This window comes from Mycobacterium sp. IDUB_5, assembly GCF_055419565.1.
The window spans coordinates 704,871-719,407 of sequence record NZ_JBVAXX010000002.1; the positions used below are offsets into that span (position 1 = coordinate 704,871).

The window sequence follows — 14,537 nt, forward strand, 5'->3', positions numbered from 1 at the left end:
GTCTAGTTCGCGGCCTGCGACAAGCGTGCCGCGGCGGACGGCGCGATCAACCCGTGGATGACGACGCTGCCCAGCACCACCACCACCATGACGGCCAGGGCGTCGTGCTCTTCGGCCCCGTCGAGCACGTTGTAGGCCAGCAGCCCGAACACGACGGTCGACGTTCCGCGCGGACCCAGCCAGGCCAGCATCATCCGTTCCCGCCAGGAGAACCGCGATCGCAGCATCGCCAGCGCGACAGGAACCACCCGCACCACGGTCAGTGCCAGCAGGCAGAAAACCACCGTCTGCCAGGACACTCCACGTTCGACAGCAAGGACGGCGACGGCGCCCACGACGAACCACATGATCGCCGAGAGCAGGAACCCGATGTCGTCGACGAACTCCAGTTCCTCGTGCCAGGACGAGGTGTGTCGCAGATAGTGGAACGCGATCCCGCAGACGAACGCCGAGACGAACCCGTTGCCGTCGAACGCGAGGCTCAGCCCGTAGGCCAGCATCGGCGCAGTGACCAAGATCATCCGCACGCTCTGGTCCGTCATCCAGCGGCGCCGGGTGGCGCCGTTGATGGCGAGCGCGAGCAGCGCACCGACAGCGCCACCGACGACGATCGCGGTCAGGGCCTGGGGCACGGCCGACCCCAGTGCGCGCAGCGGTGTCTCGGTGCGCAGGTCCCCGCCAGCCAGGGCCAGCGCGAAGATGAACACCGGGGCGACGATGCCGTCGTTGTAGCCGGCTTCGACGTTGAGGACGTTGCGCACCCGCTCCGGCACCCGTGCGTCGCGCAGGATCGTCGCCGCGGGCGCGAAATCGGTCGGCACCACCGTGCAGGCGATGACCAGCAGCACGGCGAAGGACAGCTCGGGCAGCATCCACGCCCCGAGCAGTACCGACAACCCGAGGCTCAGGGGCATGGCGAGGAACAGCACGCGCAGGGCCGCGCGGGGCTCCCGGCCGAACAGCCCGCCGCGGACGTCGGTGGCATCGACGAACAGCAGCACCGCGAGGATGATCTCGGCGCCGTGCTGGGCGACGTCGGCGTTGAGCGCGACGGCCAGCGCGTCGGAGGTCGTGAAGCCCGCAGCCACGCCGGCCAGGATCAACACGATCGGCGCCGTCACCCGGGCCCGTTCGAGCCGGCCCGCGCCGAGCGCCCATGCGGCGAACACCGCCGCGAAGGCGATCAGCGAGATCAGCACACGGCGATCTTGCCAGCGGTTACCCGTCCGCGACGCAGAACGCGTTGCCGTCGGGGTCGGCGAGAACCACCCAGTCGAACTCGGGGCCGAAGCTGTGCCGCCCGGTCTCCCGCGCGCCCAGTTCGACCAGGCGCTTCACCTCTGCGTCCTTGTCGGCGGCGTGCAGGTCGAGGTGCACCCTGTTCTTGCCGGGCGTCGGGTCGGGCACCTTCTGGAATCCCAAGGTGGGGCCGTCGTCCTGCGCGACCATGACGAATTCGCCTGGCGCAACGGCATTCACCTCGCTGCCGAGCGCCTGGGCCCACCAGCCGGCCAGCGCGTCGGGATCCGAACAGTCGAAGGTGATCATCGCGACTTCGAGTGACATGTCGCAGACCCTAGGTCAGGCGGGTGACAAGAACGCCGCGAGCGCGGCCGAGTAGTCCGCGACGTCTGCGGCGCCCATGACTTCGCGCGCCGAGTGCATGGCCAACTGCGCGGCGCCCACGTCGACGGTCGGAATGCCGGTGCGCGCGGCGGTCATCGGTCCGATCGTCGAGCCGCAGGGCAGGTCGGCCCGGTGCTCATAGCGCTGCAGCGGCACCCCGGCCTGCTCGCACGCCAGCGCGAACGCCGCAGCGGTCCGTCCGTCGGTGGCGTAGCGCAGGTTGGGTTGCACCTTGAGCACTGGCCCGGCGTTGACCTCGATCAGGTGGCCGGGTTCGTGGCGCTCCGGATAGTTGGGATGGGTGGCGTGCGCCATGTCGCCGGAGGCGACCATCGAGGTCGAGCAGCGACGCAGGAAGTCTTCCCGGCCGCCACCGGCGGCCAGCGTGATCCGCTCGAGCACCGTCAGCAGCAGATCGGACTGCGCGCCGTGATCGGATTGCGAGCCGACCTCCTCGTGGTCGAACAGCACCAGGACCGGGATCACGGTCGACGCCGGTGCCGCAAGAAACGCCTCCAGCCCGGCGTAACAGGTCGCCTGGTTGTCCAGGCGCGGCGCGCTGACGAATTCGTTCTCGACGCCGGTCAGCCGCGAGGGGGTCAGGTCGTGGGTCATCAGGTCGAAGCCGAGCACCGCGTCGGCATCGACGTCGACCTGCCCGGCGACGTAGTCGAGGAACGAGCGCGGCCCGCCGATCCCCCAGACCGCGTTCACGTGCCGCTGCGGGTTCAGCTCGACACCCTTGCGGTCCTCGGAGAGATGGATGGCCAGCTGCGGGACACGCAGGATCGGGTCGTCGATGCGCACGAGGACGTCTTCGGCGGAGGTGCCGGTGCGGACGGAGAGGCGGCCGCTGAGGCCGAGGTCGCGGTCTAGCCAGGAGTTCAGCCATGCGCCGCCGTAGGGCTGCAGCGCCACTACCTGGCAGCCTGCGACGGTCCGGTCCGGATGCTGCTTGACCCGCAGGTTCGGGCTGTCGGTGTGCGCGCCGACGATGCGGAACGGCTGGTGGGGTTCGCCCGTCGAGCGCCAGGCGATCAGGGACCCGGCGCGGATGACGAAGAAGTCGCCCTCGCCGGTCCACGCGTCGCGCTCGGACAGTTCGGTGAAACCGGCGTCGAGGAGCCGCGCGGCGGCGGTCCGGCAGGCGTGGAACGGCGACGGAGACGCGTCGATGAATGCGCAGAGGTCTTCAGCACGTGCCGACATGGTTGCCCATCTTCGTCGATCGTCGGTACTGATCATGATCTAGGGTCGCTGTGTGCCCGCCCCTCTCCCGCAGCCGGTGCTCGCGCCGCTGACCCCGGCGGCGATCTTTCTCGTCGCGACCATCGACGAGGGCGGCGAGCAGGCGGTGCACGACGCGCTGGGCGACATCGCGGGGCTGGTGCGCGCGATCGGCTTCTGCGACCCGAGCAAGCACCTGTCGGTGGTCACGTCGATCGGCTCCGAGGCGTGGGATCGGCTGTTCTCCGGCCCCCGGCCGGCCGAACTGCATCCGTTCGTCGCACTCGACGGAGGCCGGCACCAGGCCCCGTCCACACCGGGCGATCTGCTGTTCCACATCCGCGCGGAGACAATGGACGTCTGCTTCGAGCTGGCGACCAAGATCGTCGCCGCGATGGGTCCGATCACCATTGTCGACGAGACGCACGGCTTCCGGTTCTTCGACAACCGTGACCTTCTCGGATTCGTCGACGGCACCGAGAACCCCGACGGTCCGCTGGCTGACTCCGCGACGCGGATCGGTGACGAGGACCCTGATTTCGCGGGCGGTTGCTATGTGCACGTTCAGAAGTACCTGCACGACATGGCCTCGTGGAATGCGCTGTCCACCGAGGAACAGGAGCAGGTGATCGGCCGCACCAAACTCGACGACATCGAGCTCGACGACGCGGTCAAGCCCGCGAATTCGCATGTGGCGCTCAACGTGATCGAAGACGCCGACGGCACCGAACTGAAGATCGTGCGGCACAACATGCCGTTCGGGCAGATCGGGCGCGGCGAGTTCGGCACCTACTTCATCGGATACTCCCGCTCGGCCGCGGTCACCGAACGCATGCTGAGCAACATGTTCATCGGTTCGCCGCCCGGCACCACCGATCACATCCTGGAGTTCTCGACGGCGATCACGGGGTCGCTGTTCTTCACTCCGATCCAGGACTTCCTCGACGACCCACCCCCACTTCCTGTTTCGGCACCGGAGCGCTCCACCGGGTCTCTGGCCATCGGCAGCCTGAAAGGACAACCGCAATGAACAACCTGTACCGGGAGCTGGCTCCGATCACCGACGCCGCGTGGGGCGAGATCGAGCACGAGGCGACGCGAACGTTCAAGCGGCACATCGCGGGACGTCGCGTGGTGGACGTCAGCGAGCCCGGCGGTGCGGTGACGGCGGCGGTGAGCACAGGCCACCTGATCGACGTGGTGACACCGGGTGACGGGGTGATCGCGCATCTGCGTGAGGCGCGTCCGCTGGTTCGGCTGCGAGTTCCGTTCAGCGTCAAGCGGATCGACGTCGACGACGTCGAGCGCGGCTCGCAGGACTCGGACTGGGACCCGGTCAAGGAGGCGGCCCGCAAGCTGGCCTTCGCCGAGGACAGGGCGATCTTCGAGGGCTACGGCGCGGCGTCGATCAGCGGAATCCGCAAGTGCAGTTCCAATCCGGCGCTATCGCTGCCCGAGGACCCGCGCGAGATCCCCGACGTGATCGCCCGCGCGGTGAGCGCGCTGCGGTTGGCGGGAGTCGACGGGCCGTATGCGGTGCTGCTGTCGGCTGAGGTGTACACCCGGGTCGCCGAGACGACGGCCCACGGCTATCCGATCCTCGAGCACATCAACCGCCTGGTCGACGGTGACATCATCTGGGCCCCCGCGATCGACGGTGCGTTCGTGTTGTCCACGCGTGGCGGCGATTTCGACCTGCAACTGGGCACCGACGTCGCGATCGGTTACCTGGCCCACGACGCCGAGACGGTGCAACTGTACCTGGAGGAGACGCTGACGTTCCTCTGCTACACCGCCGAAGCCTCGGTCGCCCTGACCCCATAGCCCGTCCGGCGAGCGCGCGAGTCTGCACGCGACACGCCGCCGCAATATGGCGTCTCACGCACGCTCGCGACCCGTCGACAGGGAGCCCTGAGCACACTCGTTTACCAAAACTCTGGCACGCGCGCGCAGTGGCTGATAGCTTTTGACAGCTGCTTGAATGCGCAAGGAGCTGGGGGAACAGCTTCGCACCACTCAACCGCGGGTGAACACACCTGCGGTTCAGGCCGCATGCGAGCAAAGTGTCGGGTCGACTAGGTGGGGGAATCTGTGCGTCGTACATCGTTGGGACGTGTCGGGGTTGCGGCGGCTGCGATGAGCTTGGGGGTGGTGTCACCACTGGTGGCGAATGCGGCCACACCGACCAAGCCGACGTCGGGAAACCTCTCGATTTCGATCAACGGTGAGGTCAAGCATCAAGAAGGACGGGCCCTTGCCGTGTCCACCGGTGCCGACTCTTTCGCCCTCGCCATCGGCCTGGGAGCCGAAGCGACGCTCTCCAGCGGCGACTCGCGCGCCGAGGCAAACGGTGACGGCACCCGGGTCATCCTCGACGGGACCGGCAATGCCGTCCGCGCGATCGGCGACAGGGTGACCGTGCTCGTGACTGGCGACAACAATAAAGTCCTGAACAACGGAGACTTCTCGTACTCGCAAATCACCGGAGACGGCAACTCCGTCGGCATCAACTCGCAGGGGTTCCACATGACCCTCACCGGAGACTCAAATGTGGTGTCGGTCGTCGGCTACAACCTCCGCCAGGTCTTCTGGACCTTCAGTGACGGGCGCGTCTGCTGGAGCCCGGGCTGCGTCTCCGGCTCGTCCGCCGCAGCACGAGACCGGGTCGGCTCCCCCGCCCCTCTCGTCGCCGCCGATCAACGAGTTCGCCTGTTCGGCAACGGGGCCGACGCCGCACAGGACTGCACCGGCGACGCCTGCAACGGTGGTGCCGGCGGCCTGCTCTGGGGCAACGGTGGTGCCGGCGCCAACGGCGGAAGTGGCGGAGCAGCGGGACTTTTCGGGACAGGTGGAGCTGGCGCCGACGCCACCGCGACAACGGCAGCGGGTGACGGCGGTCGAGGCGGAACCCTAGCGGGCAAGGGCGGCAAGGGCGGAGACGCCAACGACGATTTCACGACCGCAGGCAACGGCGGTGATGCAGGGCTGTACGGAACCGGGGGTGACGGCGGCAGCGCCGGCGAGGCCGATGACGGGACCGGCGGCAACGGGGGCAGGGGTGGTCGCCTCGGAGGCAACGGCGGCGACGGCGGCCAAGGCGGAAGCTACTACGGCACGGGAGGCGACGGCGGCGACGCCGGCTCTCGCGGTGACGGCGGCGAGGGTGGCGCGGCCGGATCGGAGACAGCGAACGGTGCGTACGGCGGCGACGGCGGTAGCGGCGGCTCGGTGTCCGGCCAGGGCGGCCGTGGCGGCAACGCCTACGCAGCATCGACAGCAGTGGCCGGTTGGGGCGGCGACGCACTCGGTGTCGGGCGCGGCGGCAACGGGGGCAACGCCTACGCCGTCGACCCCGACAACGGGGTGGCCGTCGGCGGCGACGGAGGTGACGGCGGTCGTGTCGGCAACGGCGGCATCGGTGGCACCGGCCGTGGCATCTACGCGGGTGTCGGTGGCGACGGCGGCAACGGCGGCACCCGGTCCGGCAACGGCGGCTTCGGCGGCGCGGGCATTGGCGATTCAGAACTCGGCATCGGAGGCGGCGGCGACGGCGGCGACGCCGGCCGACAGGGCAACGGGGGCAGAGGCGGGCGAGGCGACGGCGGATCAGGGTCCGGCGGTGCCGGCGGCCACGGAGGAAGCCGCACGGGTGACGGTGGGGACGGCGGCGACGGCAGCGACAACGGCGGCAATGGCGGTAACGCCGGAGAACGCGGGAACGGCGGCGACGGTGGCGATACGGGCGCCGCAGGCACGCCAGGCACCGGCGGCAAAGGTGGCTCGAAGTCGGGCAGTGACGGCAAAAACGGCACCGCCTCCGACGACTAACCCCCGGCCGCGAGCGTACGTGTCTGCACGCAAAACGCCGCTCTAATGTGGCATTTCGCGCATGCTCACGGGGGCTCAGAGAGTCAGACGGCGCCCAATTGATCGCGAAGGCGTTGCGCCGCGCGCCCGTCGGTCAATTCCTCACGGGCCTCGGGATGGCGCCAGTAGAACTGCACCAGATTCCGCAATGCAACACCGCCGGGGGTGTAGGCAGAGGCCGTGAACGACAACACCGTGCCATCCGACAGGATGAACACAATCGCACTCGGCGGGGACTTCTTCGGTTGAGGCGCTTGTGAAGTCACGTCCTCCACCGAAGACCAATCAGCCGATCGCGGGCGCCAACCCTCCAGGAATTCGAACCCTTGCTCGGTTAGCCGTAGACGACTCATACTGCCGCGGCGCAGGTTTCGCCACAACATCGGCGCGATCCCTACCACGAGGAAAGACGCCGTGAAGGGCAGGGCATAGCGCATGTTCGGTGGGACCGGAATCGCGAGGCGCCCCGCGGGAAGAAGTATCAAAATCAGTACCGAAGACATGAGGGCACCGGCCATACCCACCTGTAGGGGAGTCTCGATCCCTCGATCAGGCAAAAACGTCGTTCCGTCACCAGCGGAGTGCACGCGTGGCTTCACTCGGCCAGGAACGTTCTTGAAAGCGGGAATGACGAACCCCAGGCAGAAGATCGATCCTCCCAGTGCCACCAATCCGCTCGGCACCTCCAGCCTCGCGAACTGGACACACGCAACTGCTGCCGTGAACGCAGCTAGAGCGCCGAACACGACGGCCGACCAGACGACAACGGACGACTTCATCAGCGGCATACCACGTTGCCGACGATGCCGCCCAGATATCCGAAGCCCCAACCACCAAGCACGTCGCCGGCACCTGCAGCAATCGGGGCGAACTGGGGCTGCCCCAAGGCGGTGATGCCCGCCGCACCTAGACCTCCAAGTGCATAGGCCCCCGCCACTCCCGCCGTCCCCGAGATAGCAGCCACGCACGCATCCTGAAATGTCTTCGCAGTGACCGTGTCATACAGGGCGGTCGCGACCCCGAGAGCGGGGCCGCCGTATTTGCCTGCTTTGCCGAGGTTTTCGACGGACTCCTCGGTCAGCATGGGAATGCCGCGCTCTGCCTGCTTCTCCAAGCCGGTCAGCACACCTCCGGTGACGGTGATTACGGGGTGGGTGAAGAACTCGTCGGGCAGGACTCCGTGTCGCCCATCGCCTGTCGTAACGCCACCAGAAGTCTTGCCATCAGCGGATCTCGTCATCGTCACCTCGGTGCCGTCCCTGAATTTGATGGAGGTGTACTGGGTTCCGTCGTAGGACATCCTGTCTTGTGAATAGGTGCTCGAGATGAGATTGCCGTCCTTGTCGTAGTATTCGTCCTCGACACTGGGCAGCATGTCGCCCCACTCATAGATCTCGTGTCGGCTGCCGTCCATCATCGTCAGCGTCCGTCGGTACTGACCGTCTTCGGTCTCCCACTCTTTGTAGTCCCTCACAGTTTGCGCTATGTCGTTGTCACGCAACACTCCTTGCTGCACGATCCCGGTCAATGACATGGGGTTGGGCACCTCGTCACCGGGCGCCACAAAGCCTGATGTCGGATCGAGCCGACGCATGTCACCAGGCCCCGGCATGGCGAAGCCAAAACGCTCACCGGCCGATTGCACTTCGCGGGCTGTGCCCGCGTCGGCCTCACCAACGGCCGTCAACAGGCGGTTGATCTCCGCCTGTTCCGCTGTTGCCTGAGCCTGCAGGGCAGCCGCTTTTTCCGCGGACACACGCGCCGGTTTGATCAGCACGACCCACATGTCGTTGACCGACAACTCTCCCCGGTCGACCTCGTCCGCATGATTCAGCAGCGCGGTGCGGGCCGTACCGATCGTTCCCGCGCCGTCCGACAACGCCTGGGCGACTGCCTCGGCGTAGTGCTTGAACGTCGAAGCCTTGTCCGTCGCGCGCCCGAACATCGCGCTGGCCGCCTTGTGGGACGCCCCACTCCACGCGTCGGCGGCCGGCATGCGGTCGACACCGTCATCGAGGTCGCGAACCGCTGCGTACACCGACTCCCCCGCTTTCGACAGCGTGTCGGCAGCCGCCCTCATCGAATCTGGGCGCCAGCCTTGAAGGCGGGACCGGGATGGCAGCATTGATCAGAACAGCTTGTCGAAAGAGCCGGCCAACGCGGTGTCCTCGACCTGGAACGTGTCGCCCGCCCCGCGTACAGCGACACCCATCTTCGTGACGTTGGTGGCAATCGCGTCCGCAAGCGTCGTCATGTGCGCACCCACCAACCGCATCGCCCACTGCGTCGTCGACCCGGGAAGTCCGTCCGCGGACGTAGACGCCGTGTGCCCTGCATTGACGGCTTTGATGGCGCTCGAGGCTTCCTCCACCTGTCCCGCGAAGGCCCGCAACACCTCTGGATCAACCAGCACAGAACAACGCTAACGCACAGTGCAGGGGTGCCCGCGCACCGAAATGTGCACGCTAGTACCGACGCGGAACCGTCCACGGGCGCCCGAACTCGAGGTTGAACGAATCGGGATCGAACGGGCTGTCTCCGCCCGCAGGAAAGCTCGTCAACTCCCCGAACACCACTCGTCCGTCCACGTCGTACAGGTCGACCCTGACGAAATCCGTTTTCGCACCCAGCTTTTCGGCAACGTCGATCATCTCGGACAGACGAACAGGCCGAATAATCTCGACGTCAGCGCACGGCGCGCTGCCGCGTAGCGCGAGGTGCTTCCACTCTGCCGTGAAGAAATCCTGGGTGCGCGAACCGAATCGGCCCCTGTCCACCTGAACGAACCTGCACACGCCGTGGAAGACGAAGAACTTGTAGTCGTCCGGCACCGAGCCGTCACCAGCGGCGAGCATCTCTTCGACGATCACCCGCCGCGGAACGCGCCCGTACACCCACTCCCGGTTCGGCCCCTGGCCGTACAGCTGCGCCAACCAGCCCGTCGCAATGCGGATCAGATCGGATAGCGGCGCCGCCTCCGGCCGCACATGCGAGTACACCCAACTGTGCGGCTCGGTCGGCAGCCGTGCCGCAGGCGACGCTCGATCGGAAACGACGATCGCCGCCCCGCTGCCGTGGGTCGGTTTCACGACATAGGCGCTCGGTAACGCGATGTCGCGCAACGCTTCCGGATCGTCGACGATCGCGTACACCCGCGGGAGGTAGCGGTCACCCACGACGCCGGCGACGTATGCGCGTACCGCAGCCTTGTCGGCGAACGTGACGATCAGGGGGCGGTGGTCGCGCAGCATCTTGTACCGCACCTTCTCGCGGAACGTGCGTGGGTTCCGCGTCCGCCACAGGCGCACCGCGCGCACCAATCGGCTGCGTTCGCGCCAGCGGACGGGCACCGGGGTCAGGAGACCAGAATCGCGTCCAGCGCCGAGTAGAACATGCCGAGCCCGTCGTCGGACGGACCGGTCAGCGCCTCGGTGGCGTGCTCGGGGTGCGGCATCAGGCCGACCACGCGGCCATTGGCCGAGCTGATACCGGCGATGTCGCGCATCGAGCCGTTGATGTTCTCCCGGTACCGGAAGACCACCCGACCCTCACCTTCGAGTTCGTCGAGTACTTCGTTGCTGGCGACGTACCGGCCTTCGCCGGACTTCAACGGCACCAGCAGATCCGCGCCCTGTTCGTAGCGCGTCGACCACGCGGACGTGTTCGATGCGACCTCGAGCCACACGTCGCGGCAGACGAAGTGCAGACCGATGTTGCGGGTGAGCGCACCGGGCAGCAGGCCGGCTTCGCACAACACCTGGAAGCCGTTGCAGATCCCCAGGACGGGCATCCCACGCTCGGCTGCGGCCACCACCTCGCCCATCACCGGCGCGAAGCGCGCGATCGCGCCGCATCGCAGGTAGTCGCCGTAGGAGAAGCCGCCGGGCACGATCACGGCGTCCACGCCTTTGAGGTCGGCGTCGGCGTGCCACAGGTTCACCGCCTCGCCGCCGGCCAGGCGCACCGCCCGGGCCGCGTCGATGTCGTCGAGCGTGCCGGGGAACGTGATCACGCCCACTCGGGTCATGCGCCGTCCTCCCGGGTGACCGTCCAGTCCTCGATCACGGTGTTGGCGAGCAGCGATTCGGCGATCGCGGCGAGCTTCTCGTCGTCGACCGCGTCGTCGACCTCGAGCTCGAAGCGCTTGCCCTGCCGCACATCTGAGATGCCGTCGAAGCCGAGCCGACCCAGGGCGCCGACGATCGCCTGCCCCTGCGGGTCGAGGATCTCGGTCTTCGGCATGACGTGAACCACCACTTTTGCCACGCGGTCACTCTACCTGCGACGACCTCAAGCCCGCCTCACCGGCACGAGCCCAGGTAGGCGGCGCACAGCGGCGCCGCCATCGTCTCGAAGACCTGCGCGTCCGGCACCGCACGCCACTCGACCCGCGCGGGCAGCGTGGTCCATAGTGCGACCTCGACGATGGTGCTGTTGGCCGGGTCCGCCAGCAGGTAGACGTGCATGACTCGGCTACCGGTCTCGCTGATCACGGCGGCGATTCGGTCCACCTCGTTGGTGGTCAGTGACGGAGACACCCCATCCCCGCAGGTCGCCAGGGCGATGCGCGCCTTCTCCAGCACTTCGAGTGCGGTCTGGCCGCCGGTGACGGTGTCCCCGCGCCAGTGGAGGACCTGCACCTGCAGGTTCCACTGACCGTCCGGATTGGGCACCGTGGCGCGCGCGGCGACGGCGTAACGGCGCGGATCGGATGATGAGTCCGGGGTGACGCACCATGACTCGAATTCAAACCGGGGTGCCGGGGCGGTGACCGCCAGACCGGGCAGCGACGGCCATCGGTAGATCGAGGCCAACGGCAACGAACTCGGCTCGACCCACGCTGAATCCGGGATCGCGTCGCAGGTGGGCGGGCAGAATCCCGGCACCGCATGCGCCCCGCCGGGCGCCAAGAACACCCCCGAGAACGCCACTACCAGTGTGAGCATCCACCGCATCCGCACTACCCCCGCTCCCCTGTGCGCGCCAGACTATAGGCATGCAGCTCACACACTTCGGCCATTCCTGCCTGTTGGCGAGCTTTTCTGACGGTGCTCAGCCCGGTGGCGACACGACGATCCTGTTCGATCCGGGCAATTTCTCCCACGGCTTCGAGGGCATCACTGGGTTGTCGGCGATCCTGATCACCCATCAGCATCCCGATCACGCCGACCCCGAGCGGCTGCCCGCGCTGGTGGAGGCCAATCCGCAGGCCGCGCTGTACGCCGATCCGCAGACCGCGGCGCAGTTGGGCGAGCCGTGGCGGGCCGTGCACGTCGGGGACACGCTCTCGATCGGGCATCTCAGCGTGCGCGGGGTGGGCGGTCGACACGCGGTGATCCACCCGGAGATCCCGGTGATCGACAACATCTCCTATCTCGTGGGTGACGACGGGCACGCGGCCCGGTTGATGCACCCGGGTGATGCGCTGTTCGTTCCGGACGAGCCGGTCGACGTGCTCGCCACCCCGGCGGCCGCGCCGTGGATGAAGATCTCCGAAGCCGTGGACTATCTGCGTGCAGTGAATCCGACGCACGCGGTGCCGATCCATCAGGCGATCGTCGACCCCATCGCGCGGCCGATCTTCTACGGCCGGCTCAAGGAGATGACGAACGCCGACTTCCAGGTCCTCGAGCCGGAGAGCGGCACCGAGTTCTGAGTGTGGGAGGAAAAGCCTGCCAGCTGGGAGGATTCCGGTCCTGGCCGTGAGATGACACGGCGACCACGCTGGGTGTCATGCGACGACATCTGCACAATCCGGTGCTGCCCACCGCCGCCGCGCTGGCTGCCGCCATGGGCGTCGGGCGATTCGTGTACACCCCGATCCTGCCGCTGATGACAGCGCAGGCTGGTCTGACGGCCCAGGACGCCGGGCACCTGGCGACGGCCAACTACGTCGGGTATCTGGCCGGCGCAGTGGCCACCACGCTGTCCTCACGGCTCGCGCGTTCCGGGGCAGCGTGCCGAACGGGGCTGATCGCCATCGTGATCAGCCTGGCCGCGATGCCGATGACCACGCAGCTGCTGGTGTGGTTGTCGGCACGTGCCATCGCAGGGTTCGCCAGCGCGGTGGTCTTCGTCGTCGCGGTCAACGCGCTGCTGGAGCGGCTGCCGGAGAAAGCCGGGTGGGGGTTCGGCGGGGTGGGTGTCGGTATCGCGCTCTCCTCGGCGTTGGTCCTCGCCCTGCCGACGAACGACTGGCACACCGCCTGGTGGACGGCAGCCTGCCTGGCCGCGCTGTTGGGGGTCGCCGGGTGGTCGGTACACCCGCAGCGCGACTCGCACAGAGCCCACCCGGACGCGCACACGCATCGAGCCGGCAGCACTCGATTCCTGCTCCTGTTCACCGGATACACGTTGGAGGGCGTCGGCTACATCATCGCCGGAACCTTCCTGGTGGCTGCGGTCGCCGAGCACTCTCCCGGTGCGCTCGGCGCCGGCGCCTGGCTGGTGGTCGGGCTGGCCGCCGTCCCGTCGGCGGCTCTGTGGGCGCGACTGGGAACGCGGCTCGGCCAACCCGCGATGCTGACCGCCGCGCTGACCGTGCAGGCCGTCGGTATCGCGCTGGCCTGTCTCGGTACCGGCCCGGCCAGCCTGCTCGGCGCCTTGCTGTTCGGTGGCACCTTCATCGGCGTGAGCACGCTGGCGGTGGCCGAGGGACGACTGCTGGGGATCCGTTCGGCGGTGGCGCTGTTGACCGTCGGCTACTCCGTCGGGCAGATCGCCGGACCGCTGCTGGTGGCGCCGCTGACGGCGGACGGGTACCGGACGGCGCTCGCGGTGTCGGCGATCACCGTGTCAGCGGCCGCGCTGGCCACCGCCGCGGTGTGGCTCCGTGGCAGGCACCCACGTACCCGGTTCGTCGACAGTCAGATCGCCAGTGTCACGGGTGAATTCGTCGACGACGGCGCGCACTGCAGGTCGGTCTTCTCCCGAACGCCACACCAGTGACCACGTCCACAACGGGGTCGGCTGGATCACCGCACGTCGCACGAGGTCTCGAGGAGCGGGATCGCGCTGCCCCCTCGGGTTGACGAGAACGGGCCGGCGCAGACGGCGGACGTGTTCGAAGAACGTCGGGCCGGTGAGTCCACCGTCGTCGGTGCGTACGACGCGTACGCCGGTGGTCTCGGCGAGTTCTTCGGCGTACCGGTTCCACGACGACCAACTCGCGGTGTCGCTGTCCACCAGTACGACGGTGTCGGAGACCGACACCGGCGATTCGTCGGTTCCGAGGCACAGGGCCTGCAAGCGATCGATGCCGACGAGCCGGGCCTGCAGCGACAGCGCAGCGAGATCGTCGCTCTGGACCCAGCAGATCGCCAGGTCGAGGACGCCATCGGCCACGCGCGCGGCCTGGGTGTGCGAGGGCAGCACCCACGTGTCCACCCGCAGCTGCGCGACACCGGCCGCGCGTTCGACCCAGTCGGTCGGACACCAGTTGACCCACCCGATCCGGACCGGTTCCGACACGGCCAAACCTGTTGCGCGTCTGCGTAATGCGTCGGCCTGATCGATCAGTGCACGCGCGTCGGCCACGAGTGCTGCGCCGGCCGGGGTCAGCGCGACGGATCGGCGGTCGCGGTCGAACAGCTGGACTCTCAGATCGCGTTCGAGCGACTTGATCTGCTGGGAGAGCGACGGACCCGCGATACGCAGCCGTTCGGCCGCCCTGCCGAAGTTCAGTTCCTCGGCCACGGCGACGAAGTAGCGCAACTGACGCAGCTCCACCTTCGGCAGCGTAATAGCCAGCTCCTCTCAGCAACGAGGAAACCGGTCCTGCCCCGAGGACATGGACGGCGCCGACGCCACGTTGAGCA

15 protein-coding genes and 1 pseudogene are annotated in these 14,537 nt (G+C 67.9%); 5 read left to right on the forward strand and 11 right to left on the reverse strand.

Features of this window, described 5'->3' with window-relative positions:
• Positions 1-2 precede the first annotated feature (2 nt).
• From ACZY1G_RS08670 to ACZY1G_RS08680, 3 genes are read right to left on the reverse strand one after another with little or no spacing between them, the layout of a single operon-like run.
• On the reverse strand, positions 3-1,199 hold the full coding sequence (locus ACZY1G_RS08670; protein WP_463815018.1) for a cation:proton antiporter: 1,197 nt from the start codon (positions 1,197-1,199) through the stop codon (positions 3-5).
• Positions 1,200-1,218: 19 nt separating this feature from the next.
• On the reverse strand, positions 1,219-1,566 hold the full coding sequence (locus ACZY1G_RS08675) for a VOC family protein (RefSeq protein ID WP_463822131.1): 348 nt from the start codon (positions 1,564-1,566) through the stop codon (positions 1,219-1,221).
• Positions 1,567-1,581: 15 nt separating this feature from the next.
• A complete protein-coding gene (locus tag ACZY1G_RS08680) occupies positions 1,582-2,835 on the reverse strand; it encodes a M18 family aminopeptidase (RefSeq protein ID WP_463815016.1) in 1,254 nt (417 codons plus the stop codon).
• A 52-nt stretch (positions 2,836-2,887) separates the two neighbouring features.
• Here ACZY1G_RS08680 and ACZY1G_RS08685 point away from each other — a divergent pair, with 52 nt between their 5' ends.
• The 3 genes from ACZY1G_RS08685 to ACZY1G_RS08695 all read left to right on the forward strand — a co-directional run bounded on the left by ACZY1G_RS08685 (position 2,888) and on the right by ACZY1G_RS08695 (position 6,681).
• The gene (locus tag ACZY1G_RS08685; protein ID WP_463822132.1) at positions 2,888-3,883 is read left to right on the forward strand and encodes a Dyp-type peroxidase; all 996 of its coding nucleotides are present in this window, start codon (positions 2,888-2,890) and stop codon (positions 3,881-3,883) included.
• On the forward strand, positions 3,880-4,677 hold the full coding sequence (locus ACZY1G_RS08690; RefSeq protein WP_463815014.1) for a family 1 encapsulin nanocompartment shell protein: 798 nt from the start codon (positions 3,880-3,882) through the stop codon (positions 4,675-4,677). The genes ACZY1G_RS08685 and ACZY1G_RS08690 overlap by 4 nt, the downstream gene beginning before the upstream one ends.
• Before the next feature lie 312 nt (positions 4,678-4,989).
• On the forward strand, positions 4,990-6,681 hold the full coding sequence (locus tag ACZY1G_RS08695) for a PGRS repeat-containing protein (RefSeq protein WP_463822133.1): 1,692 nt from the start codon (positions 4,990-4,992) through the stop codon (positions 6,679-6,681).
• Positions 6,682-6,764: 83 nt separating this feature from the next.
• Here ACZY1G_RS08695 and ACZY1G_RS08700 read toward each other — a convergent pair whose 3' ends face one another.
• The 7 genes from ACZY1G_RS08700 to ACZY1G_RS08730 are packed head-to-tail and all read right to left on the reverse strand — an operon-like array spanning position 6,765 to position 11,675.
• Entirely contained in the window at positions 6,765-7,508 is a 744-nt protein-coding gene (locus ACZY1G_RS08700) for a hypothetical protein (protein ID WP_463822134.1), read from the reverse strand.
• Positions 7,499-8,800 (reverse strand): WXG100 family type VII secretion target, encoded by a 1,302-nt coding sequence (locus tag ACZY1G_RS08705; protein WP_463822135.1) that lies wholly within the window; start codon positions 8,798-8,800, stop codon positions 7,499-7,501. The genes ACZY1G_RS08700 and ACZY1G_RS08705 overlap by 10 nt, the downstream gene beginning before the upstream one ends.
• 48 nt (positions 8,801-8,848) lie before the next feature.
• Entirely contained in the window at positions 8,849-9,133 is a 285-nt protein-coding gene (locus ACZY1G_RS08710; protein WP_463822136.1) for a type VII secretion target, read from the reverse strand.
• A gap of 52 nt (positions 9,134-9,185) precedes the next feature.
• Positions 9,186-10,070, reverse strand: coding sequence for an ATP-grasp fold amidoligase family protein (locus ACZY1G_RS08715; protein ID WP_463822137.1), 885 nt, complete (start codon positions 10,068-10,070; stop codon positions 9,186-9,188).
• Between the two features lie 5 nt (positions 10,071-10,075).
• Entirely contained in the window at positions 10,076-10,747 is a 672-nt protein-coding gene (gene purQ / locus ACZY1G_RS08720) for a phosphoribosylformylglycinamidine synthase subunit PurQ (RefSeq protein ID WP_463815008.1), read from the reverse strand.
• Positions 10,744-10,986 carry a phosphoribosylformylglycinamidine synthase subunit PurS gene (gene purS / locus ACZY1G_RS08725; RefSeq protein WP_463815006.1) on the reverse strand — a complete coding sequence of 81 codons (243 nt, stop codon included), beginning with the start codon at positions 10,984-10,986 and terminating at the stop codon, positions 10,744-10,746. Before purS ends, purQ begins: the two co-directional genes overlap by 4 nt.
• Positions 10,987-11,021: 35 nt before the next feature.
• Positions 11,022-11,675 carry an ATPase gene (locus ACZY1G_RS08730; protein WP_463822138.1) on the reverse strand — a complete coding sequence of 218 codons (654 nt, stop codon included), beginning with the start codon at positions 11,673-11,675 and terminating at the stop codon, positions 11,022-11,024.
• Between the two features lie 41 nt (positions 11,676-11,716).
• Between ACZY1G_RS08730 and ACZY1G_RS08735 the strand changes: the two genes are divergently transcribed.
• Positions 11,717-12,376: an MBL fold metallo-hydrolase gene (locus ACZY1G_RS08735; RefSeq protein ID WP_463815004.1), complete on the forward strand. Its 660-nt coding sequence runs from the start codon at positions 11,717-11,719 to the stop codon at positions 12,374-12,376.
• Between the two features lie 134 nt (positions 12,377-12,510).
• Positions 12,511-13,485: pseudogene (locus ACZY1G_RS08740) on the forward strand (YbfB/YjiJ family MFS transporter); the annotation flags it as partial.
• 30 nt (positions 13,486-13,515) lie between these two features.
• Here ACZY1G_RS08740 and ACZY1G_RS08745 read toward each other — a convergent pair.
• Positions 13,516-14,448 (reverse strand): LysR family transcriptional regulator, encoded by a 933-nt coding sequence (locus ACZY1G_RS08745; RefSeq protein ID WP_463822139.1) that lies wholly within the window; start codon positions 14,446-14,448, stop codon positions 13,516-13,518.
• Positions 14,449-14,537: the final 89 nt, after the last annotated feature.

Excerpts from the sequence above, each read along its gene's own strand:
- ACZY1G_RS08700 (WP_463822134.1), bottom strand. The coding sequence starts at position 7,508 with ATGCCGCTGATGAAGTCGTCCGTTGTCGTCTGGTCGGCCGTCGTGTTC.
- ACZY1G_RS08695 (WP_463822133.1), top strand. The coding sequence starts at position 4,990 with ATGAGCTTGGGGGTGGTGTCACCACTGGTGGCGAATGCGGCCACACCG.
- ACZY1G_RS08675 (WP_463822131.1), bottom strand. The coding sequence starts at position 1,566 with ATGTCACTCGAAGTCGCGATGATCACCTTCGACTGTTCGGATCCCGAC.
- ACZY1G_RS08735 (WP_463815004.1), top strand. The coding sequence starts at position 11,717 with ATGCAGCTCACACACTTCGGCCATTCCTGCCTGTTGGCGAGCTTTTCT.
- ACZY1G_RS08690 (WP_463815014.1), top strand. The coding sequence starts at position 3,880 with ATGAACAACCTGTACCGGGAGCTGGCTCCGATCACCGACGCCGCGTGG.
- purQ (WP_463815008.1), bottom strand. The coding sequence starts at position 10,747 with ATGACCCGAGTGGGCGTGATCACGTTCCCCGGCACGCTCGACGACATC.
- ACZY1G_RS08730 (WP_463822138.1), bottom strand. The coding sequence starts at position 11,675 with ATGCGGTGGATGCTCACACTGGTAGTGGCGTTCTCGGGGGTGTTCTTG.
- ACZY1G_RS08705 (WP_463822135.1), bottom strand. The coding sequence starts at position 8,800 with ATGAGGGCGGCTGCCGACACGCTGTCGAAAGCGGGGGAGTCGGTGTAC.
- ACZY1G_RS08680 (WP_463815016.1), bottom strand. The coding sequence starts at position 2,835 with ATGTCGGCACGTGCTGAAGACCTCTGCGCATTCATCGACGCGTCTCCG.